Annotated in this window: 17 protein-coding genes; 8 read left to right on the forward strand and 9 right to left on the reverse strand. The window is 69.4% G+C overall.

The window, feature by feature from the left end; genetic code table 11:
• Positions 1-103: 103 nt before the first annotated feature.
• From VF536_RS13965 to corA, 4 genes are all read left to right on the forward strand, one after another.
• Complete coding sequence (locus tag VF536_RS13965; protein WP_331615460.1) at positions 104-784, forward strand: ABC transporter ATP-binding protein; 681 nt, start codon at positions 104-106, stop codon at positions 782-784.
• Positions 785-948: 164 nt separating this feature from the next.
• Positions 949-2010, forward strand: coding sequence for a Fic family protein (locus VF536_RS13970; protein WP_331615461.1), 1062 nt, complete (start codon positions 949-951; stop codon positions 2008-2010).
• Positions 2007-2459 (forward strand): GNAT family N-acetyltransferase, encoded by a 453-nt coding sequence (locus VF536_RS13975; RefSeq protein WP_331615462.1) that lies wholly within the window; start codon positions 2007-2009, stop codon positions 2457-2459. Before VF536_RS13970 ends, VF536_RS13975 begins: the two co-directional genes overlap by 4 nt.
• A 144-nt stretch (positions 2460-2603) precedes the next feature.
• Positions 2604-3572, forward strand: a complete 969-nt coding sequence (corA, locus tag VF536_RS13980) for a magnesium/cobalt transporter CorA (protein ID WP_331615463.1) — start codon at positions 2604-2606, stop codon at positions 3570-3572.
• Between the two features lie 105 nt (positions 3573-3677).
• Here corA and VF536_RS13985 read toward each other — a convergent pair whose 3' ends face one another.
• From VF536_RS13985 to VF536_RS14005, 5 genes are all read right to left on the reverse strand, one after another.
• On the reverse strand, positions 3678-4742 hold the full coding sequence (locus VF536_RS13985; protein WP_331615464.1) for a tartrate dehydrogenase: 1065 nt from the start codon (positions 4740-4742) through the stop codon (positions 3678-3680).
• 33 nt (positions 4743-4775) lie between these two features.
• Entirely contained in the window at positions 4776-5576 is an 801-nt protein-coding gene (gene hpaI / locus VF536_RS13990) for a 4-hydroxy-2-oxoheptanedioate aldolase (protein ID WP_331615492.1), read from the reverse strand.
• An 8-nt stretch (positions 5577-5584) separates the two neighbouring features.
• Positions 5585-7036: an NAD-dependent succinate-semialdehyde dehydrogenase gene (locus VF536_RS13995; protein ID WP_331615466.1), complete on the reverse strand. Its 1452-nt coding sequence runs from the start codon at positions 7034-7036 to the stop codon at positions 5585-5587.
• Positions 7037-7098: 62 nt separating this feature from the next.
• The gene (locus VF536_RS14000; RefSeq protein ID WP_331615493.1) at positions 7099-8625 is read right to left on the reverse strand and encodes an altronate dehydratase family protein; all 1527 of its coding nucleotides are present in this window, start codon (positions 8623-8625) and stop codon (positions 7099-7101) included.
• Between the two features lie 98 nt (positions 8626-8723).
• Complete coding sequence (locus VF536_RS14005; protein ID WP_331615467.1) at positions 8724-9722, reverse strand: tripartite tricarboxylate transporter substrate binding protein; 999 nt, start codon at positions 9720-9722, stop codon at positions 8724-8726.
• A gap of 205 nt (positions 9723-9927) precedes the next feature.
• Here VF536_RS14005 and VF536_RS14010 point away from each other — a divergent pair, with 205 nt between their 5' ends.
• Positions 9928-10947: a LysR substrate-binding domain-containing protein gene (locus VF536_RS14010; protein ID WP_331615468.1), complete on the forward strand. Its 1020-nt coding sequence runs from the start codon at positions 9928-9930 to the stop codon at positions 10945-10947.
• On the opposite strand, the gene VF536_RS14015 is transcribed toward VF536_RS14010, so the two are convergent.
• Positions 10896-11993 (reverse strand): hypothetical protein, encoded by a 1098-nt coding sequence (locus VF536_RS14015; protein WP_331615469.1) that lies wholly within the window; start codon positions 11991-11993, stop codon positions 10896-10898. The genes VF536_RS14010 and VF536_RS14015 overlap by 52 nt on opposite strands.
• Positions 11994-12269: 276 nt before the next feature.
• Between VF536_RS14015 and VF536_RS14020 the strand changes: the two genes are divergently transcribed.
• Entirely contained in the window at positions 12270-15101 is a 2832-nt protein-coding gene (locus tag VF536_RS14020) for a hypothetical protein (protein ID WP_331615470.1), read from the forward strand.
• Here the strand turns inward: VF536_RS14020 and VF536_RS14025 are convergent.
• The gene (locus VF536_RS14025) at positions 15064-16161 is read right to left on the reverse strand and encodes a PepSY-associated TM helix domain-containing protein (protein WP_331615471.1); all 1098 of its coding nucleotides are present in this window, start codon (positions 16159-16161) and stop codon (positions 15064-15066) included. The two genes, VF536_RS14020 and VF536_RS14025, sit on opposite strands and share 38 nt — an antisense overlap.
• Before the next feature lie 26 nt (positions 16162-16187).
• Positions 16188-18365 carry a TonB-dependent siderophore receptor gene (locus VF536_RS14030; protein WP_331615472.1) on the reverse strand — a complete coding sequence of 726 codons (2178 nt, stop codon included), beginning with the start codon at positions 18363-18365 and terminating at the stop codon, positions 16188-16190.
• A gap of 309 nt (positions 18366-18674) precedes the next feature.
• Here VF536_RS14030 and VF536_RS14035 point away from each other — a divergent pair, with 309 nt between their 5' ends.
• Together VF536_RS14035 and VF536_RS14040 are read left to right on the forward strand one after the other, a co-directional pair.
• Entirely contained in the window at positions 18675-19505 is an 831-nt protein-coding gene (locus tag VF536_RS14035) for an isocitrate lyase/phosphoenolpyruvate mutase family protein (RefSeq protein ID WP_331615473.1), read from the forward strand.
• 85 nt (positions 19506-19590) lie between these two features.
• Positions 19591-20616, forward strand: coding sequence for an alpha/beta fold hydrolase (locus VF536_RS14040; RefSeq protein WP_414710372.1), 1026 nt, complete (start codon positions 19591-19593; stop codon positions 20614-20616).
• A gap of 47 nt (positions 20617-20663) precedes the next feature.
• Here VF536_RS14040 and VF536_RS14045 read toward each other — a convergent pair whose 3' ends face one another.
• The gene (locus VF536_RS14045; RefSeq protein WP_331615474.1) at positions 20664-21356 is read right to left on the reverse strand and encodes an NUDIX hydrolase; all 693 of its coding nucleotides are present in this window, start codon (positions 21354-21356) and stop codon (positions 20664-20666) included.
• Positions 21357-21366 lie beyond the last annotated feature (10 nt).

Raw genomic sequence — 21366 nt, forward strand, 5'->3', positions numbered from 1 at the left:
TCAGCCGGGAGCCGGCGGGCCCGGCGTCGCCGGCGCGGCCTGCGTCCGATCTCTCCACCGCGGAAACGCATCCCGTCGCGCTCACTGCCATGAACACGCCGACATGACCACGCTGACGCTCGAGAACATCCACGTCCGTTATCCAGGCGCTGACGCCGAGGTCCTGAACGGCCTGTCGCTGACGCTGCCGCTGGGCGGTATCGCCTGTCTGCTCGGACCGTCGGGTTGCGGCAAGAGCACGGCGCTGCGCGCCATCGCCGGCTTCGAGCCGTTGAGGGAGGGTCGGGTCTTGCTCGACGACCGCGTGTTGTCCGGCCCTGGCGTCCACCTCGAGCCGGAGCACCGCGGCGTCGGTCTGCTGTTCCAGGAGATCGCCTTGTTCCCGCATCTGACGGCGGCCGCCAATGTCGGTTTCGGCCTGCGTCGCCGGACAGGTGCCGAGCGCGATCGCCGCGTGCGCGAGTTGCTGGCGCTGGTCGGCCTCGATGACCTGGGATCGCGCATGCCACACGAGCTGTCCGGCGGGCAGCAGCAGCGGGTGGCGCTCGCCCGCGCGCTGGCGCCGTCGCCGCGGTTGCTGATGCTCGACGAGCCGTTCTCCAACCTCGACGCGGCCACGCGGGACCGGCTCGTCGTCGAGGTGCGCGACATCCTGCGCTCGGCCGGCCAGACCGCGCTGATGGTCACGCACGATCCCGGAGAAGCCGAGGCCATGGGCGACTGGATCGGCGTGATGGCGGGCGGAAGGCTCGTGGAATGGCGACCGACACGGGTAGTGTCCTAGCGCATTCCAGTCATTGAAAGATCCGCTGGGAAGCGGAGCATCGCGGGCTTCTTCATGACGGAGCCTGTATGCGACGCGGAATTGCTGGTTGCCATGAATATTCGGTTGCCGGGGGCGAGGTGTGCCAGGCCTTTGTGCCCACGCCACTGCCGCCACGACCCTCCTTGATCCTCGACATCGATCTCGAGAGCCGTCTGGACGAGGCGAACCTCGCATTGGGCCGGCTGGACGGGATGTCGGTGCTGATGCCGGATACCTCCGTCCTGTTGTACAGCTACATCCGCAAGGAAGCGGTGCTGTCGTCGCGGATCGAGGGTACCCAGTCTTCGCTGGCGGACCTGATGTTGTACGAGGCGGATGGCGCGCCGGGCGTGCCCGTGGACGACGCGCGGGAGGTGTCCTGCTACGTGTCCGCTCTGGAGCATGGGATCGATCAACTGCGCCGAGGCATGCCGATCTGCACGCGACTGATGAACGAGATGCACCAGCGTCTGATGACGCACGGACGAGGCATGGGAAAGGCGCCGGGCGAGATCCGCCGCACGCAGAACTGGATCGGCGCACGATCGGCGCAGGAAGCCACCTTCGTGCCGCCGCCTGCTCACCGCGTCGCGCAGTGTCTGTCCGACCTGGAACGCTTCATCAACGACCAGCCTGAGCGCTATCCGGCGCTCAGGAAGGCCGCGTTGACGCATCTCCAATTCGAGACCATCCACCCCTACCTCGACGGCAATGGCCGGCTCGGTCGACTCCTCATTCCACTGATGTTCGTCGCCGACGGCGTCCTGCGCGAGCCCTTGCTGTTCCTGTCGCTCTACTTCAAGGCGAACCGGGGCGACTACTACGAGCTGCTCCAGCAGGTGCGCGAGCATGGCGACTGGGAGGAGTGGCTGTGGTTCTTTGCCGGTGGCGTGCAGGTTGCTTCGACGGAGGCGGTCAATCTGGCCGTGTCGATCATGCAGCTCTACACCGCAGACGGCGCGCGCATCCGGCGAGAGGCCAGTCGCAACGAGGACGCGCTGCGCGTGCACCACGCGCTGTTCAACCGGCCGGTCGCACGACGCGCGGACATCACCGCGTTTAACGAGCAGGATGCGGCATCGATCGATCGCGGCGTCGCGGTGCTGGTGGATCTCGGAATGATCCGCCGGCTATGCGGAACGGCCGGCGAGCCGATCTTCGTGTACACCGCCTATCTCGACCTGCTGAACCGCGAAGACCCATGAGCTTCTTCATCCGCCCCGCCGATCCTGCCGACATCGCCGCCTGCATCGAGCTGCGCGGCCGAACGCGCGAGAACGCCGTGCCTGCCGCCCGTCTGGCGGAGCTCGGCATCACCGAGGCGTCCTGGTCCGGCCAGGTCCGCGACGGCGAACTGCCGGGCTTCGTCGCCGAGTCCGGCGGCGTGCTGGCCGGCTACTGCTTCGGCGACGCCGGCAGCGGCGAGATCGTCGTGCTCGCGCTGCTGCCCGAGCACGAGGGCCACGGCCTCGGCCGTGCGCTGCTGGAGCGCACCGTCGCGCATCTGCGCGGGCTGGGGCATCGGCGCCTGTTCCTCGGCTGTTCGGACAATCCGGCGCATCGCTCGCACGGCTTCTACCGGCGGCTCGGCTGGCGCGCCACCGGCGAGCGCGACGGCCTCGGCGACGAGGTGTTGGAACTGCTGCCTGACTGAGCCCTCGAACCCAGCCCCGACGTCAGCCCCCGAACTGGGCGGCTTTCCCCTCGGTTTCTCTTGATGCGACCTTGATGCCGAACGGGCTACGCTTGGGCATCTCTGCCTGGGCGTTCCGGCATTCAAGAACAAGCGAGACATCCCATGCTCATCAACTGCGTCGCCTACCGCGACGGCCGCCGGCTGGCCGATATCCGGCCGGAAGACATCAGCGAGTACATCAAGCTGCCCGACTGCTTCGTCTGGGTCGCGTTGCGCGATGCGTCGACGGAAGAAGTCCTCGCGATGAAGGAGGAGTTCGACCTGCACGAACTCGCCGTCGAGGACGCGCTGCACGGGCAGCAGCGGCCCAAGGTCGAGGAGTACGGCGACACGCTGTTCGCCGTGATGCAGACGGTGCAGTTCACGCCGACCGACGAGCTCTGCACCGGCGAGGTGTCCATCTTCGTCGGCAACAACTTCGTGCTGTCGATCCGAAACCGCGTCGCGCAGAGCCTGCTGGGCGTACGCGCCCGCGCGGAGAAGGAGCCGCACATGCTCAAGCGCGGTCCCGGCTTCGTGATGTACGCGATCATGGACGCGGTGGTGGACCGCTACTTCCCGGTCATCGAGGCGCTGGAGACGGAGCTCGAGGCGATCGAGTCGCAGATCTTCGAGCCGGGCGTGACGCGCGAGAACATCCGGCGCGTGTACGAGCTCAAGCAGCGCGTGACGGTGGTCAAGCATGCGGTGTCGCCGTTGCTCGATGCCGTGGGCAAGCTGGTGCGTGGCCGCGTGCCGCCGGTCTGCGAGGACACCCGCGAGTACTTCCGCGATGTCTACGACCACCTGGAGCGCATGCAGTCCGCGCTGGACTCGCTTCGCGATACGGCGACCACCGTCATCCAGGTCCACCTGTCGATGGCGGCCATCGAGGACTCGGAGACGACCAAGCGTCTCGCGGCCTGGGCCGGGATCTTCGCGGCCGCGACGGCCTTCGCGGGCATCTGGGGCATGAACTTCGAAGTCATGCCAGAACTGAAGTGGCGCTTCGGGTATCCCGTGGCGCTCGGCGTCATCGCCGCGACGTGCGGCGTGCTGTTCTGGCGCTTCCGCAAGGCCGGTTGGCTATAGCCCCTCGCGCTACTGCGCTCGGTCTCTCTTACTCCCTCTCCCGCTTGCGGGAGAGGGCAGGGGTGAGGGCCAGCGGCGGTGGAAGTGAAGCGGACCTCTTGCGACTCAGATCAGTTCGGCGATCGCCTTGCCCATCTCCGTCGTGTTGGCCGTGCCGCCGAGGTCACCCGTGCGCGGCCCTGACGCCAGCGTCTTCTCGATCGCCTTCAGGATCGCGTCATGCGCGGCCTGCTCGCCGAGGAACTGCAGCATCAGTGCGCCCGACCAGATCATGGCGACCGGGTTGGCGATGTTCTTGCCGTAGATGTCCGGTGCCGAGCCGTGCACCGGCTCGAACAGCGACGGGAAGTTGCGCTCCGGATTCAGGTTGGCCGACGGCGCCAGGCCGATGGTGCCGGTCGTCGCCGGCCCCAGGTCCGACAGGATGTCGCCGAACAGGTTGGACGCGACCACCACGTCGAAGCGCCCCGGCTGCAGCACGAAGCGCGCGCTGAGGATGTCGATGTGCTGCTTGTCCACCGTGACCGACGGATACCCGGCGCCGACCGCGTCCGCGCGGCCGTCCCACCATGGCATCGAGATCGCGATCCCGTTGCTCTTGGTCGCCACCGTGAGGTGCTTGCGATCGCGGCTCTGCGCCAGCTCGAACGCGTACTTCAGCACCCGGTCCGCACCGAAGCGCGAGTACACCGACTCCTGGATCACGATTTCGCGATCCGTGCCCGCATACATCACACCGCCGAGGTTGGTGTACTCGCCCTCGGTGTTCTCGCGCACGACGAAGTAGTCGATCTCACCCGGCTTGCGGTTGGCCAGGGGGCAGGGCACGCCTTCGAAGAGCCGCACCGGACGCAGGTTGATGTACTGGTCGAATTCGCGGCGGAACTTCAGCAGCGAGCCCCACAGCGAGATGTGGTCCGGCACCGTCGCCGGCCAGCCGACCGCGCCGAAGAAGATCGCGTCCTGGTCTTCCAGCTGCGCCTTCCAGTCGTCCGGCATCATCTGGCCGGTCTCGGCGTAGTAGTCGCAGCTGGCCCACTCGATGTGGGTGAACTCGAACTGGATGCCGAAGCGCCTCGCGGCGGCGTCCAGCACGCGCAGCCCTTCGGGCATCACTTCCTTGCCGATGCCGTCGCCGGGGATGACGGCGATCTTGTACGTCTTGCTCATGGTCGTGCTTTCGATCGTGAATTCAACTGGAGTTCAGTAGGGCGAGCCGGTCGGCGCCGGTTGCGGCGGGGCCAGGTCGAAGTCTGCCGCAAGGCGCCGCGTGGCCTGTGCGAGCAGCGTGACGTCGATGCCCACGGCGACGAAGCTCGCGCCCAGCGACAGGTAGTGGCGGGCGAGCTTCGCGTCGCCGGTCAGCGTGCCGGCGGCCTTGCCGCTGGCGACGATGGTGCGGATCGCGTCGTCGATCGCCGCCTGGACTTCGGGATGCGTCGGGTTGCCGCGATGGCCCATCGACGCCGCCAGGTCCGCCGGCCCGATGAACACGCCGTCGACGCCGTCCACGGCGCAGATCGCCGCGAGGTTCTTCAGCGCCGTCGCGGTCTCTGCCTGGACGAGCACACACGCCTCGTCATCAGCCTCGTCGAGGTACTGGCGCCGCAGTCCCCAGCGCGACGCACGCGCCACTGCGGCGCCCACGCCGCGCACGCCCAGCGGCGGATACCGCGTCGCGGCGACCACCGCCGCCGCCTGCTCGGCGGTGTCGATCATCGGCACCAGCAACGTCTGCACGCCGATGTCCAGAAGCTTCTTGATTCCGTCCTTGTCCGCGTTGACCGCGCGCACCACCGGATGCGCCGGGTAGGGCGCCACCGCCTGCAGCTGCTGCAGCGTGCTGGTCAGCTCGTTGGGCGCATGTTCGCCGTCGATCAGCAGCCACTGGAAGCCGGCAGTCGCGCAGACCTCGGCGCTGTAGGCCTGGGCCATCGACAGCCACAAGCCGACCTGTGGCCGGCGTGCGGCCAGGCCCTGCTTGAAGGTGTTGGAGAAGTTCATGGACGTGCTCACGACAAGCCTCCCTGGCAAACGTACTTGATGTGGAGGTAGTCGTCGAGCCCGTGCGTGGAACCCTCGCGGCCGTAGCCGGATTCCTTGACGCCGCCGAAGGGCGCGGACTCGGCCGCGATCGCACCTTCGTTGAGGCCGACGATGCCGCTCTCCAGCGCGTCGGCGACGCGCCAGGCGCGGGCGATGTCCCGCGTGTAGAAGTAGGCCGCCAGACCGAAGGGCGTGTCGTTCGCGGCGACGACGACCTCGTCCTCGGACTCGAAGCGGAACACCGGCACGACGGGGCCGAAGGTTTCTTCGTGCCAGAGCAGCATCTCGGTCGTCGCGCCGGTCAGCACGGTCGGAGCGAAGTAGTTAGGGCCGGTCGCGATGTCGTTGCGCACGCGCTCGCCGCCGGTGATGACCAGGGCGCCGTGCTCGACGGCGTCGTCGACGTGGCGTTCGATCTTGTCGAGCGCGCGGGCGTTGATCATCGGACCGATCTGGGAGTCGGCGCGGCTGGCCGGCCCGACCTTCAAGGCGCCGACGCGCGCCGCGAGCTTCTCGACGAACAGGTCGTGGATGCCGGCCTGCGCGAACACGCGGTTGGGGCACACGCAGGTCTGGCCGCCGTTGCGGAACTTGGCCGCCATCAACCCTTCGACGGCCGCGTCGACATCGGCGTCGTCGAAGACGATGAAGGGCGCGTTGCCGCCGAGTTCCAGCGACAGCTTCTTCAGCGTCGAGGCCGATTCGCGCGCGAGGTGCTTGCCGACCGGCGTCGAGCCGGTGAAAGTGATCTTGCGGACCCGCGCATCGGCCAGCCAGACGTCGACGACCTCCGGCGTGCGCTCGCGCGAGGCGCACACGATGTTGAGCACGCCCGGCGGCAGGCCGGCTTCGACGGCCAGTTCCACCAGCGCGAGCGAGGTCAGCGGCGTGTCCTCGGCCGGCTTGGCGACGACGGTGCAGCCGGCGGCCAGCGCCGGCGCGATCTTGCGGGCGATCATCGCGGCGGGGAAGTTCCACGGCGTGATTGCGGCGACGACGCCGACCGGCTCGCGCAACGCCAGCATGCGTCGGCCCTGCACGGGCGCGGGGATCACCTCGCCGTTGGAACGCGTGGCCTCTTCGGCGAACCATTCGACGTAGCTGGCGGCATAGGCGACTTCGGCGCGGCCTTCCGCCAGCGGCTTGCCCTGCTCCTGCGAGATCAACGCGCCGAGGCGCTCCTGGTCGCGCAGGATCAGGTCGTTCCAGCGCTTGAGGATCGTCGCGCGCTGCTTGGCCGGCACCGTGCGCCAGCTGGCAAAGGCCGCGTGCGCGGCGTCGACCGCGGCAAGCGCGTCGTCCGCGCGGCTGTCCGGGACTTCGGTGATGAGGCTGTCGTCGGCGGGATCGACGACCGGGAAACGGTCGCGCGCGGCCGCGTCGCACCAGCGACCGGCGATGTGGTTCTGCGTCTGCATGGAGACCTCGGAATCAGGAAGGAGGGAAGGGCCTGGACGGCGATGCGTCGAGCAGGCGTCGCTCAGCTCACGATGCCCAGATGCCAGGGCACGAACTCGTGGTCGCCGAGGCCGAGGAGCTCGCTCTTCGTGAGCTCGCCCGAGGCTGAGCGCAGGATGTGCTCGAAGATCTGCTGTCCCATCTGCTCGATGGTCAGCGCGCCGTCGATGACCAGCCCGCAGTTGATGTCCATGTCCTCTTCGAGGCGCGTGAACATCGGCGTGTTGCTGGCCAGCTTGATCGTCGGCGCCGGCTTGGAGCCGAACATCGAGCCGCGCCCGGTGGTGAAGCAGATGAGGTTCGCGCCGCTGGCGATCTGGCCGGTGACCGCGACCGGGTCGTAGCCCGGCGAGTCCATGAACACGAAGCCCGACTGCTCGATGGGCTCGGCGTATTCGTAGACTTGCTGCAGCGGCGTCGTGCCGCCCTTCATCGCGGAGCCCAGCGACTTCTCGAAGATGTTGGCGAGCCCGCCGGCCTGGTTGCCGGGGCCGACGACGCCGTTGAACTGGCCGTTCTGGCCGCGGGTGTACTCCTCCCACCAGGCCAGGCGGTCGAGCAGCTTCTGGCCGACCTCGGGCGTGACCGCGCGGCGGGTGAGCATGTATTCGACGCCGTGGATCTCCGGCGTCTCAGACAGGATGGCGGTGCCGCCGTGGCGCACGAGGATGTCCATCGCCGCGCCCAGCGCCGGGTTGGCGCCGATGCCGGAGAACCCGTCCGAGCCGCCGCACTCCAGCCCGATCTTCAGGTGCGCTGCGCTGACCGGCTGCCGCGTCACGCGGTTGGCGATCGGCAGCATGGCCTCGACGGCGCGGATGCCGGCCTCGATGGTGGCGCGCGTGCCGCCGGTGTCCTGCATCACCAGCGTCTTCAGCGTTTCGCCGGGGACCAGGTGTTGCGATTCCATCAGGCCGGCGACCTGGTTGCGCTCGCAGCCGAGGCCGACGATCAGCGCGCCGCCCAGGTTGGGATGCTTCGCATACCCGGCGATCGTGCGGCGCAGCAGGTCGAAGTGGGGACTCGGCGACGACATGCCGCAGCCGGTCGTCTGCGCGAAGGCGACCACGCCGTCGACGTTGGGGAAGTCCTTCAGCCGCTCCGGCGTGAAGTGCTCGGCGATGCGGTTGATCGCCGTCGACGAACAGTTCACCGACGCGAGGATGCCGATGAAGTTGCGCGTCGCCACGCGGCCGTCGGCGCGCACGATGCCCATGAAGGTCGCGCGCTCGGACTCGGGCAGGTAGTCGACGGGTTTCACGTCGGCGCCGAAGGCCGGATCGCGGTCGAACTCGACCAGCGCGATGTTGTGCGCGTGGACGTAGTCGCCGGGCTCGATGTCGCGCGCGGCGACGCCGATCACGGCGTTGTACTTGCGGATCGGCTCACCCGCCGCGATGCGGCGCGCCGCGATCTTGTGGCCGGCCGGAACCTGCGCCTTCAGGCGCAGACCGAATTCCGGCAGCTCCTGGCCCAGCGTCAGCACCTGGCGTGCGATCAGCACGTTGTCGTCGCGATGCAGGCGCAGCAGCGGCGACGAGGTCGCCATCGCGGCCGACGCGGCGGCGACCGCGTCGGAGGTGGTGGCGCCTGCCGACGTCACCGGCTCGGTGGCGGTCCCGACGACGGTCCCAGTCGCGGTCATGCTCAGCCCTTCGCCAGCAGTTCGCGCAGCTTCAGGCGTTCGATCAGCTGCGTGTCCTTGCGGTAGGTGGCGGCGATGTACTTCTCGTAGTCGGGCTGGTCGAGGTACATCACCGGCGAGTCGATGCGGTCGCAGGTGGCGATGAAATCGGGATCCGCGGCCGCCTTGCGGAAGGCGTCGCGCAGCTTGGCGACGACCGCCGGGTCCATGCCCTTGGGCGCGCCGATGCCGTTGGGCGCGTCGACGACCAGGTCGTAGCCGGCTTCCTTGAGCGTGGGCACGTTGGCAAAGTCCTTGGTGCGCGTCGCGCCCCAGGTGACCAGCAGCCGCAGCTTGCCGGACTTGACGTGCGGCGCCCACGAGGTGGAGTCCGCCACCGCGTCCACCTGGCCGCCCAGCAGGTCCTGCAGCGCCGGGGCGCCGCCCTTGTACGGGATGTGGTTGAGCTGGATGCCGGCGAGCAGGTTGAACTCCTCCATGCCGACGTGGGTGGCGCCGCCGATGCCGGCGCTACCGTAATTGATCATCCCGGGCTTGGCCTTCGCGGCGGCGACGAACTCCGCCAGCGTCTTCCACGGCGAGTCGGCGCGCACCACCAGCCCGAAGGTCTGGCCGTTGACGCGGGCAAGGTAGGTGAAGTCCTTGAGCGGATCCAGCTGCACGGTGCGCAGCTGCGCGAAGCGGGTCACCGAGATCGGCACCTGGCCGATCGTGTAGCCGTCGGGCTTGGAGGTCGACAGCACCTTGGTGCCCAGCATGCCCGAGGCGCCGGCGCGGTTCTCGATGATGATGGTCTGGCCCAGGACCTTGCCCGCGGCCATGCACAGCGAGCGCATCGTCACGTCGGCGGTGCCGCCGGCGGGCCAGGGGCAGATGAAGGTGATGGCGCGCTCGGACGGATAGGCGGCGGCGTTGGCCATGCGCGGCAGCGCGAGGGCGCTGGCGCCGAGGCCGGCGGCGCCGGCGAGCAGGACGCGGCGGCGGTCCATGCGGATGGTCATGTCTTGTCTCCTGGCTCAGGATCGATGCTCGCACCGATCGGGATCGTGGGCTGGGGCCTCGTTGGGCTCTGGGCGCTTGGCCCGTCGCCGCGAGGTCTCTGTGCGATGCATTGTGGTCATCCGCTCCATGCGACTCAATTGAAGAACCGGACTGTCTTCATGTCATGAGCGGAATGAAGCGTCGCCAAGCTCCTAAGATCGACCCATGAGCCAGATCGATCGCGTCCTCCGTTCCAACCTGAAGCTGCGGCATCTGCAGATGCTGGTGGCGCTCGACCAGTTCCGCCATCTTGGCCGGGCCTCGGAGTTCCTGTCGCAGACGCAGCCGGCGGTGTCCAAGTCGCTGGCCGAGGTCGAGCGCATGTTCGGCCTGGACCTGTTCACGCGCTCCACGCGCGGCACCGAGCCCACGCCCTTCGGCGAGGCGGTGGTGCGTTTCGCGCGCTCGGTGCTGTCGGACTTCGCGCGCACGCGCGACGAGATCGATGCCGTAGCCAGCGGCGCGGCGGGGCGGGTGAGCGTGGGCGCGATGGTGGTGGCGACGCCGGGCCTGGTGGCCGGCGCGGTCGAGCGGCTCAAGCGCCATTCGTCGCTGACGACGGTCCACATCGAGGAGGGCGACCTGACGCGCCTGCTGCCGCGGCTGCGGGTGGGCGAGCTCGACGTGATCGTGGCGCGGCTGGAGCCGGGCTACGCGGCGCCGGACCTGGCGACCGAGCCCCTGGTCGAGGAGGCGATGCGCATCGTCGTGCGGCCGGACCATCCGCTGGCGACGGCCCGCAAGTCGAAGCGGGCGCCGTGGGCCGAGCTGGCCCGCATGCCGTGGGTGATGCCGCCGCCGTGGGCCTCGTCGCGGATCAAGCTGAACCAGATGTTCTATTCACAGCAGCTGGATCCGCCGAGCGACATCGTCGAGAGCGCGTCCTTCCTGGTCACGCTGACCTTCCTGCGTCAGCGCGGCGCGGCAGCCTTCGTGGCCGACAACGTGGCGCGTTACCTCGCGAAGGAAGGGCTGGCGAAGGCGCTGCCGATCGAGGTGCCGATCGAGCTGCCGCCCGTGGGCCTGCTGACGATGCGCGCCCGCCGCCAGTCGCCGGCGGCGGAACAGTTCATGGCCTGCTGCCGGGAGGCGGCCGGCGCTCACCAGCCTCAGCGCCTGTCTCATCGCCAGCCTCAACGCCAGCCCAAGGCGGCGTCGCGGAAGCTGTCCAGGGCCAGTTCGTAGTTCATCTCGCCGAGCAGGCCGACCAGCCGGTCGCGGTCATTGTTCCAGGCGTCGACGACATGGCGCCAGGCCGGCGCGAGGGAGCGCGGCTCCGCCTCGTCGTCGGGGATCTCGGCCTCGATGGAAGCCGGCGGCAGGTCCGAGGGCAGCATCAGCCGCGACGGCATGGCGGGCCGGTCGGCGTCCTCGTCGTACAGCGTGTCGGCGTCGCCGGCGTCGGTGCCGGGATCGATGCGCCAGCGGCCGTCGTCCTGCACGCTGATGCGCGGCCGCAGCCACGGTTCATGGGCGCGCGGGTTGAGCAGGTGGCAGGTCCGGTGCCGCGCGTCGACCACCAGCAGGCTCAGCACCGAGCCCCGGCCGTTGGCGAGCTCCTCGACGTAGTCGGGATGCTCCGTCGGACCGTCGACGTCGACGACGAAGTAGCGGTCGTCGATCCATTCGCCCGAACCGTTGATCGAGCAGCCGAAGTTCAGCTCCTGCGGATAGGGCAGCAGACGGCCGTCCAGCCAGAGCGCCGCGCCATAGGGCATCTCGAAGACGCGGTCGGCGTCAGGGTACTCAGGCGCTCGTCCGTCCTCCCACCAGACGACGGCCCGGTGCAGCCGACCGGGCGCGTCCGCAATGCGAAAGCCGGCGGTCCGCCATTCGGGCCAGGAACTCCAGACGCGGGACTCGACGCGCTCGTCCAGTCCCATCGCGCGCAGGTCGCGGGTGCTGGCGTGCTGCAACAGATGCTGTGCGAAGTGCCGCCACATGGCCGGGCCCAGCGCCCGGGCGATGGGCTCGGCGTCGCGCAGCCAGTCCAGCAGCAGCGGCACGACGGGCGCCTGCCGGGACCACAGCGCATGCGTGGCGATGGACCGCGCCCAGCGACGCTCGAGCGCGCGTTCGCCCGGTGCGTCGGGCGTGGAGGACGCGTTCGACGCGGTCGGAGGGGAGGCGGGGTCGAGGCTTCCGTCGGACGAGGTCAGTCCGAAAGGCGTGGGAGGCATCCCGACCGGCGACGGCGGGATGGGGGAAGGCGGCAGGTGGTACAGCGGCATCAGGTGGGGCGCACCGGGGTGAGGGAGGCGGTGGCGCCCCATCGGGGCAGATGGGAGTCCCGGGGTCGGGTGAGTCCGTCGCCGTCGTCGGGGACGCTCGAACGCGGGGTGCGGGGCCGGGTCTTGCTCGGGGGTGCCGGCATCGGGAAAAGCTGCCGTGCCGTGAGGGAACGGCGTCGGCACAAGGAGCGACGGGTGTCCCTCTCTTGGGGGAAAGGCGTGACGAGCGCCGTGCCCCGGTGTCACGATGCTGGGAATCGTGGGGAGGGAACCACCATGGCTGATACCGCGCCGGACGAGCGCGATCCACTCGGCGCACGCCGTGCACGCGTGCGGACGTGGGAGCGGAAAAGCCTTCCTGCCCAGGCGCCGTCGCGACCGCGCCAGCGAACCGCCGTCGTCACGGTGCACGGCGTCGCCGATCAGGCGCCGGGGGACACCGTCCGCACGCTGGCCGCGCTCCTGACCACGAGACCCCCGGACGGCGTGCGCTACAGCGAAGCGGCCTCGGACTGCCTGATGCTGCAGGTGCCGCCGCTGGAGGGCAGCGTGCCGGCGACGCCCGATCCCCACGAGACCCCGCCCGCCATGAAGGCGCTGCGCCAGTCGCTGCGCTCCGACTTCCAGCGGCCGGGGTGGCTGGACAAGGCCGCGCGAGGCGAGCATCACGGCGAACTCCGGGCGCAGGTGGCCACCTATGAAGCCTCGGTCCGGACGACGCCGGCGGTGCCGGCGCGACGCGAGGAGCAGCCGGCGGGCCGCTCGGAGGATCGGTCGGAGGTCCGCTCGAAGGTCCGCTCGGATGATCGGCCCGACCAGGGGATCGCCTTCACCGACTACCTGCTGTTCAAGGCGCAGCGGGGCGGCACGCCGGCGGAACCCTATGAGTGCCGGCGCATCTGGCTGACCCGCACCGACGCGAACGCGGCGGACGAACCGGCGCGGCGCATCGACTTCCACGAGATGTACTGGGCCGACCTGTCGCGCCTGTCCAGCGCGCTGCCGCCCATCCTCACGGAGCTGTTCACCATCCTGTTCCGGCTGTCCAAGCTCGCCCGTGACACGATCGACCAGGCGCGCAAGGGCGCCGAGGTCGCGCGGGCGCCGGCGGCGGCGCAGCGGGGCTGGAGACGCCTGTCGCGTCTGCAGACGGCGCTGGACTGGTCCTTCGCGCACCTGCTGTCCAACCTGTTCCTGCAATCGGTGCTGACCGGGCTCTTCATCGTGCTGATGTCGGTGCTCAACGGCGGTGCGCCCGCGGGATCGGGCGGCGGTGGATCGACGGCGAACTCCGCCAAGCTGGTGCTGGCCGTTGCGGGGCCGGTGCTGGCCGCGTGGTGGCTGGCCTATCGATGGGTGAGGTCCTGGCCCGCGCGGGTCGTGCTGGTGCTGGAGGCGGCGCTGGCCGGCGCCGTCCTGTACCTCGGTTACGCCACGCCGTGGGTGCTCGGACTGGCGGTGCTGGTCCTGCTCGCCGTGCTCTGCGATGCCGGGCTGCGCCTGGCCGACCGGCGCTTCGTGTCGACGCGCCAGGTGGGGCTGGTGTTCCTCGCCGCGAGCTACGCCATCATCGCCGCGACCATGTGGGACGCGCCGTCGGTGTTCCCGCCGGCGCAGGATCCGCCGGGCTACGCCGCGGTGCCGTCCGGGCCGCTCGCGCCGGAGGACGACGTCTGGGTCTGGTGGACCAAGGCCGCGCTGCGCGCCTTCGAGGTGTCGCTGCTGGGCAGCTACGTCTGGTGGGGCGTCGCCGCCTTCCTGCTGCTGTTCTGGATCTTCCGGGGTGTGCGGCAGGCCGGGCTGGGGCCCGAGGCCCGCGCCAGCGTCACGACCGCCCGGCTCGGGCTGTTCGTGTCGATGACCTCGTTCACCGCGGTCGGCATGGTGATCTGGGCGACCTCGCACCAGGTGCTCGAGAACGCGGCCGGCAAATGGGGCTACCACCCCTGGCTGTTCGAGCTCCAGCAGGAGGTGGCGGCCGACTTCTGGGGCTTCCAGCTCTTGCTGGAACCGCTGAGCGCTCGCGTGCTGCCGGCGGAGAGCTTCCTGACGCTGCGCTACGTCTACAGCACGGCGAGCTTCTGCGCCGTGGCGGTGCTGCTGTTCGCGCTGATCCTCTACATCCTGTCGATGCTCGTGCCCAGCGTGATGGCGGAACTGAAGCGGGATGTGGGCAGCGCGAGCGACCTGGGCCGCTGGTTGACCGGCGGCTACGAGCGGCTGGAGGACTTCGTGTCGCTGGTGGCGCTGGTCAGCGCCGTGATCGGCATCGTCATCGGGCTGCTGCTGCTGGCGGAGGCGACGCAGCTGATCGCGCCGTTCTTCATCGCGGAACTGAAGCTGCTGCTGATCATCGGCGGCCTGCAGTCGCAGACGATGCTCGCGCCCTTCGTCACCGGGTCGGTGTCGGCGCTGGGGGCGCTGTCGCTGTTGGGGCGCACGCTGTCCAAGTACGCGCCGTGGCTGCGCGCGCCGCTGGACGCGATGCTGGACATCGACAACTACCTGCGCGAGTTTCCGCGCGGCGCGATCCCGCGCGCGCGCATCTTCGCCCGCTACGTCGCGCTGCTGGAGCACCTGAAGGAGGAAGGGGCGACGCGCGTGGTCATCGTCTCGCACAGCCAGGGCACGGTCATCACGGCCGATCTGCTGCGTTACCTGGCCTACCGCGGCCGGCGCGATGACGCCAGCCGCGCGGCGGTGCTCGGCCGATGGCTGGAGGAGATCGAAGTCCACCTGTTCACCGCCGGCAGCCCGCTGCGCCAGCTCTATGCGGCGCGCTTCCCCGACCTGTATCGCTGGGTGCTGGACGGACCGGAGATCCGTGACCTCGGCGTCGACCGGTGGACCAACGTGTTCACGGCAGGCGACTACGTGGGGCGGTGGATCTGGCAGCCGGCGCCGGAGGGCGTGCAACGCGGGGCGGCCTTCTACGAACCGGGCGCCGTCGCGCTCGATGACCCGCCGCGCAAGGAACTCTGCATCGGCGGCGGTGCGCACACGCACTATTTCGATGCGGACCCCGACAACGACGAGGTTGCGCGCTGCATCGACGAGCTGATCGGGCGGCTCAACGCCGCCGACGCCACCACAACCACGCCCCGGTGACGCCCATGCCGAACAATGCCAGCCCGAGCACCCCGGTGATCACGCGGTTGGGCAGGCCGAACAGCTCGCCCGCGTGCAGCGGATAGATCCACGCGGTGGACCGTACCGCGAGGTCGAGATCGTCCCAGCGCTGCTGGCCGAGCACGCGGCCGTCGACCGGATGCGCCCAGATCGAGGACAGCCCGTTCGGATGCGGATCGCCCGCGAGCTTGAAGCGCAGGCGCACCGGCCGCGTGTCCGCGGCACCCAGCTGGACGAAGCCGAGCATCGCGCCCGGCCAGCGCATGCGGGCCTCGGCGACGACGAGGTCCAGCGGCACGCGCTCGCCCGTCGTCTTCTCGATCTTGGGCGGCTTGGGCGCGACGTCGCCGACCAGCGTGTTGAGCCAGCCGCCGATGGGCCGGTAGGCCATCCACGCGCCGCTCGCGACTGTCACGGCGATCATCAGGCCCAGTACCGCACCCGCGAAGCGGTGCAGGTCGAACAGGCTGCGCGTCGTTCCCTTGTCCAGCTTCAGCTTGAAGGCGTGTTTCCACTGCGCCGCATTCATCGGCCACCACAGGATCAGGCCGGTGAGCAGGAGCAGCAGATACGCCAGCGCCGTGAAGGCGAGCGTCGCCTTGCCGGTGTCGCCGAGCAGCAGCTCGCTGTGCAGCTCGAAGATGAAGTTGGCGACCCCTTCCGTCTCGCCGCGCCGGCCGAGCTCGACGACGCTGACCGGGTCCAGATAGACCGTGCCCGCCCAGCCCGGCGAGCGGACGGCCACGCGCAGCGATTCGCCGTCCTCGCGCGGCGGACGGATCGTCATCGTCGCCTTGGGGCCGAATTCATCGGCCACGCGGCGGCGCAGCGTCTCGAACGGCGTGCTCGACGCGACGACCGCCTGCGCCGCATCGTGCGCGGGCGCGCGGAAGAGTTCCGGATGCATCGCCTCGTCGAGCGGGCGCAGCACCGTCATCAGCGAGCCGAGCAGCGCCGCCGCGGCGAGCAGCATCCCCAGCGTCAGTCCCAACCAGCGGTGCAACCACATCCACACGCGGCGCGCGGTCATCAGAGCCATGGCTCGTTGCTCCCCGGGGCCGGCGATCAGAAATCGATCTTCGCGGTCAGGCGCACCGTGCGCGGCGCACCGACACCCAGCAGGTTGTTGCCGGCGGTGCTCCAGTAGTCCTTGTCGGTCAGGTTGTCGACGTTGGCCTGCAGGTTGACCGTCTTGTCCATGACGCGGAACTGGTAGCGCGCGCCGATCGAGAGCGTCTCATACGCATCGACCCAGCCCTGGTTGAGGTTGTTCACCGCGCGCTTGCCGAAGTGGTACACACCGGCGTTCAGCGACAGGCCCGGCACCATCGGCAGACGGTATTCGCCGAACAGGCTCAGCGTGTTCTTCGGCGTGTTCTCCGGCGACTGGCCCAGCTCGCCCGCGTTGGTGGTGCCGACCTTGGTGATCTCGGCGTCCAGCAGCAGCGCCGAGGCCACGATCGCGAAGTCGCGGCCGATCTCGCCGCTGGCGGAGAACTCCAGGCCGCGGTAACGCGCCTCGCCGCCGATCTGGTAGACGCGGTTGATGGTCGTCGTCAGCGCGCGGTCCGTCTGGAACACCGCGGTCTGCAGCAGCACCTCGCCCACGCGCGCCTTCACGCCCAGCTCGCGCTGCTTGCTGACGGCCGGGGACAGCACCTGGCCGGCGTTGTCCGCGGTCAGCGGCGCGGTGCCGGTCTCTTCCAGGCCGCGCAGCACGCTGCCGTAGACGCTCAGGTTCTTCATCGGCTTCCACATCACCGAGAAGTTGGGCGTCACCTTGTCGGCGCGGTACACGCTGACCGGCGCGGTGGGGCTGGTCGCTTCGCTGCGGTAGACGGTCTTGCGCACGCCGGCCAGGAACTGCCACTGCTCGCCGACGGAGACGCGGTCGAAGGCGTACAGGCCGCGGTCGTTGATCTCGGACGGGAAGCCGGCCTGGCGCAGCGTCGGGTTCAGCTGCGCGATGTCGACCGGCGCGTACAGGTTCTGCGGCGCGGTCGCCGTGCCGCTGGTCCAGCCGGCGGATTCGCGCTGGTTGTAGGTCGTGCCCAGGGTCAGTTCATGCCCCACGCCGAAGGTGTCGAAGCGGCCGATGGCCTCGACGCGGTGGTTGGTGTTGGTGTACTTCTGGCCCTTCAGCGTGTTGACGCTGGCCGTGCCCGCGCCGGTCTGCGGGTTGTAGTTGATGAAGGTCGTGTTGTTGCGGTCGCGTTCGGTCTGGGCACGGCCGGTCTCGACGCTCAGCACCCAGTCCTCGCTCAGCGCGAAGTCGCCGCGCAGCAGCACGTTGTTGGCCTGCGCGTCGTAGCGGGCCCATTCGGGCGCGAGGTTGGTCTTGTTGTCCGGCACGCGCGGCAGCGTGATCACGCCGTTCACCGCGGCGGGCAGCTGGATGCCGGCCTGTTCGCTGGTGTTCTTGCGGTAGTGCTCGACGTCGAGCTTGAAGTTGGCCCAGGAGGTCGCGCGCCAGTCGGCGGCCAGGGTCAGCACGTCGCGGTCGCCCTTGTAGCGGTCGATCCCAGTCTCTTCCTTGCTGGTCGCGGCGTTGACGCGGAGGCCCACGCTCTGCTCTTCACCGAAGCGCCGGCCGATGTCCATGTGGACCTTGGCGCCGCCGTGGTCGTTGACGGTGGTCGTCAGCGAGGTCACCGGCGTCGGGCCGGCGCGCTTGGTCACGAAGTTGACGATGCCCGACGGCGGCACCATGCCGTAGTACATCGACGACGCGCCCTTGAGCACCTCGACCTGCTCCTTGTTCTCGAGCGGGATGTCGATCAGGTTGACGACGGGCAGGTTGCCGTTGAGGCGGTAGTTGCTGCGGTTCTCGACAATGATCCCGCGGATGGAGAGGTTGTCGTAGGTGGAGCCGCTGACCTGTGAGCGGGTCACGCCGGCGGTGTTCTTCAGCGCGTCGAAGAGACCTTGCGCGGCCTGCGCGTCCAGCAGGTCGCGCGACATGACGTTGTTGGTCAGCGGCACGTCCAGCGGGTCCTGGTCGCGGAAGGCGCCGACACGCACGGTCGTCGGCGCGAAGGTCTTCTTGCGCACGCCGGTCACGACGACTTCGTCCAGCAGCCGCTTCTGGGTGCCGTCGCCAGCGGCGGTCGACGCACCCATCGAGGACTTCGCGTCGGCGGGCGCGGTCTGCGCCTGGACCGCAAGCGGCACCAGCAGCGCCAGGATGGACAGGGAAATCGGAGACAGGCGCGGCGCGGCGGCGCGGGAAGCGGTGTTGGACATGGTGTGGACCGGGACGGGGAGAAACAGGGAGACGGGGGAGAAACAGGGAGACGGGGAGATCAGAAATTCGGCGTAACGCGATACGTTATCAAATGCGAATGGTTCGCAATATTGTGGATGGGGCCTAGGGTGCGCAGGCCGCGCGAACCGCCCCGTTCGTAGGGGGATCGCGCAAAAACCGTGGCGAGGTCGCCACCCTTTTGGAGGTAGGCGGAGGTCGCGACCGGCGGAGGAACAGGTCCGATTGCTGCCAGACGGCGGCAGCAGCGCGGCCTAGGATCCGGCGTGTACCCACCGAGGAGGCCCGTCATGAGCACCCCGTCCACGACCGCCGATCACACCCCCGAGACCTTGGCCGAATCCCTGGCTGAGAAAGCCGCCGCGCTGCGCGCGTTGCATGAGCGCCCCGGTACCTTCGTGATCGCCAACGCGTGGGACATCGCCTCGGCGCGCATGCTGCAGGAGGCGGGCTTCGCCGCGCTGGCGACATCGAGCGCTGCGGCGGCCGAGGCCGTGGGTCGCCGCGACGGTCAACTCACGCGTGAAGAGACGCTGGCCCACGTCCGGCTGCTCGCGGGCGCCACGCCGCTGCCCTTGAGCGCCGACCTGGGCAACGGCTTCGGCCATCGGCCCGAGGACTGCGCGCTGACGATCCGCCTCGCGGCGGAGGCGGGCGCGGTCGGCGGCTCCATCGAGGATTCATCGAGCGAGGGCGGGGCACCGATCCTGGACTTCGATCTCGCCGTCGATCGTGTCGCCGCCGCGGTCGAGGCGGCGCGCGCGCTGCCGTTCCCGTTCCTGGTCACGGCGCGCTCGGAGAACTTCCTCCACGGCGTCAACGACCTCGACGACACGATCCGCCGTCTGCAGGCCTTCGAGCGCGCAGGCGCCGACGTGCTGTTCGCGCCGCTGCTGCCGGACCTCGACGCGGTGCGCCGGGTCTGCGCATCGGTGACGAAGCCGGTGAACTTCATGGCCGGCATCCCGGGGCGCTCGTTCACGGTGCGCGAACTCGGCGAGGCCGGCGTGAAGCGCGTCAGCCTGGCGATGTCGCTGTTCCGGCACGCGATGAAGGCCGCGCGCCTGGCCGCCGAAGAGATCCGGGACCACGGCAGCTTCGGCTATCTCGATCAGCGCTGAAGTCCCCGGGACACGCACGGGACCAGAGAGGGAACGACACTTGCTCGCTGCGGCGCGCCGTTCCCCTTTTCTCCTGGAGTTCCCCGTGAAGAAGACCTTGCTCGCCACCGCGCTCGCGGTGCTCGCCCTGTCCGTCCATGCGCAGAGCGCCCCCGGCTCGGCACCTGTCTCCGCACCTGCCTACGGCGCGCGCCTGGAAGGCTTCGACTACCCGCATTCGCAGCAGCGCTTCAAGCTGACCACGCAGCGGCAGGCGCTGGAGATGGTCTACATGGACGTCGCGCCGACGGGCCAGCCCAACGGCCGGACCGCGGTGCTGCTGCACGGCAAGAACTTCTGCGGCGCGACCTGGGAGCAGACGATCAGCGTGCTCACCAGCGCGGGCTACCGCGTCATCGCGCCGGACCAGATCGGCTTCTGCGCCTCGAGCAAGCCGACCGGCTACCAGTTCAGCCTCAACCAGCTCGCGGCCAACACGCAGGCGCTGCTGCAGTCGCTGGGCATCGCGAAGGCGACGGTCATCGGCCACTCGATGGGCGGCATGCTCGCGATGCGCTTCGCGCTCGCGTATCCAACGCAGGTGGAGCAACTGGTCGTCGTCAATCCGCTCGGCCTCGAGGACTGGCAAGCCGCCGGCGTGCCGTATGCGTCGATCGACCAGCTCTACGCTCAGGAACTCAAGACGACCGCGGAGACCATCAAGGCCTACCAGCTGCGCTTCTATTACAACGGCCAGTGGAAGCCGGAATACGACCGCTGGGTGCGCATGTCCGCCGGCCAGTACGCGGGACCCGGCCGCGAGCAGGTCGCGTGGAACCAGGCACAGACGTCCGAGATGATCTTCACGCAGCCGGTGGTGCAGGAGCTGCCGCGGCTGCAGGTGCGCACGCTGCTGATGATCGGCGGCAAGGACCGCACCGCGCCCGGCGCGGTCCGTGCGCCCAAGGAGATCGCGGAGAAGCTCGGCGATTACGCGACGCTGGGCCGCTCGACGGCGAAGATGATTCCCGGCGCGTCGCTGATCGAGTTCCCGGCGCTCGGTCATTCGCCGCAGGTCGAGTCGCCGAAGGAATTCCACGAGGCGCTGCTCAAGGGCTTGAGCGCGCGGTGAGCACGACGAAGGGGACGAGAGATCGGCGCGTCGATTGTCTTCGACGTTCAGCCTACCGGTAGATTGCTTTGCACCGTCTTCAACGCCGGCGCATGCGCCTTCTTCCGGAACAGCTGCGCCGGCCGGTGGCTGCCGCCGCTGGTGAAGGCGCCGGGGATCTCCTCGATCACGTCGAGCTCGTCGATGCGACGGCGGAAGCCGCGCTTGTCGAGCTCGGCGCCCAGCACCTGCTCATAGGTGCGCTGCAGCTCGCCGAGCGTGAACTCGGCCGGCATCAGGTGCACCGGCAGCGACGAGTACAGCGTCTTCGATCGCACGCGCTCGACCGCCGTCTTCAGGATCTGCGCATGGTCGAAAGGCAGGGAGCGCAGACTGTCGACGGCCGCCCAGCGGAAGCGCTCGCCCTGCGCAGCGCCGGATCCGGCGGAGACTTCCACGTCCGTCGGCACCACCGCGTAATAGCTGACCGACAGTGACCATCCGCGCGAATCGCGATGCATCCCCGAGAAGGTCCTGAGCTGCTCCAGATACGGCGACACCAGTCCGGCTTTCTCGCGCAGGATGCGGGCGGCCGCGTCGTCGGCGTCCTGGTCGGTATCCGTGTGCACCCAGCCGCCCGGCAGCGTCCACGCGCCGAGCGCCGGCGCCTTGTCCCGCTGCGCAAGACCGGCATGCAGTGCGCCCTCGCGCAGCGTCAGCAGGACGATGTCGACGGTGACGATGGGGCGTTCGAAGTCCACGGGCTTGTTC

The organism is Roseateles sp., from assembly GCF_036486225.1.
Lineage (GTDB): Bacteria > Pseudomonadota > Gammaproteobacteria > Burkholderiales > Burkholderiaceae_C > Roseateles.

What these genes read in the sequence shown, in the direction of transcription:
- VF536_RS13965 (WP_331615460.1), top strand. Translation starts at nt 104, where the DNA reads ATGACCACGCTGACGCTCGAGAACATCCACGTCCGTTATCCAGGCGCT.
- VF536_RS13975 (WP_331615462.1), top strand. Translation starts at nt 2,007, where the DNA reads ATGAGCTTCTTCATCCGCCCCGCCGATCCTGCCGACATCGCCGCCTGC.
- corA (WP_331615463.1), top strand. Translation starts at nt 2,604, where the DNA reads ATGCTCATCAACTGCGTCGCCTACCGCGACGGCCGCCGGCTGGCCGAT.
- VF536_RS13985 (WP_331615464.1), bottom strand. Translation starts at nt 4,742, where the DNA reads ATGAGCAAGACGTACAAGATCGCCGTCATCCCCGGCGACGGCATCGGC.
- hpaI (WP_331615492.1), bottom strand. Translation starts at nt 5,576, where the DNA reads ATGAACTTCTCCAACACCTTCAAGCAGGGCCTGGCCGCACGCCGGCCA.
- VF536_RS13995 (WP_331615466.1), bottom strand. Translation starts at nt 7,036, where the DNA reads ATGCAGACGCAGAACCACATCGCCGGTCGCTGGTGCGACGCGGCCGCG.
- VF536_RS14000 (WP_331615493.1), bottom strand. Translation starts at nt 8,625, where the DNA reads ATGGCGACCTCGTCGCCGCTGCTGCGCCTGCATCGCGACGACAACGTG.
- VF536_RS14005 (WP_331615467.1), bottom strand. Translation starts at nt 9,722, where the DNA reads ATGACCATCCGCATGGACCGCCGCCGCGTCCTGCTCGCCGGCGCCGCC.
- VF536_RS14010 (WP_331615468.1), top strand. Translation starts at nt 9,928, where the DNA reads ATGAGCCAGATCGATCGCGTCCTCCGTTCCAACCTGAAGCTGCGGCAT.
- VF536_RS14015 (WP_331615469.1), bottom strand. Translation starts at nt 11,993, where the DNA reads ATGCCGCTGTACCACCTGCCGCCTTCCCCCATCCCGCCGTCGCCGGTC.
- VF536_RS14020 (WP_331615470.1), top strand. Translation starts at nt 12,270, where the DNA reads ATGGCTGATACCGCGCCGGACGAGCGCGATCCACTCGGCGCACGCCGT.
- VF536_RS14025 (WP_331615471.1), bottom strand. Translation starts at nt 16,161, where the DNA reads ATGGCTCTGATGACCGCGCGCCGCGTGTGGATGTGGTTGCACCGCTGG.
- VF536_RS14030 (WP_331615472.1), bottom strand. Translation starts at nt 18,365, where the DNA reads ATGTCCAACACCGCTTCCCGCGCCGCCGCGCCGCGCCTGTCTCCGATT.
- VF536_RS14035 (WP_331615473.1), top strand. Translation starts at nt 18,675, where the DNA reads ATGAGCACCCCGTCCACGACCGCCGATCACACCCCCGAGACCTTGGCC.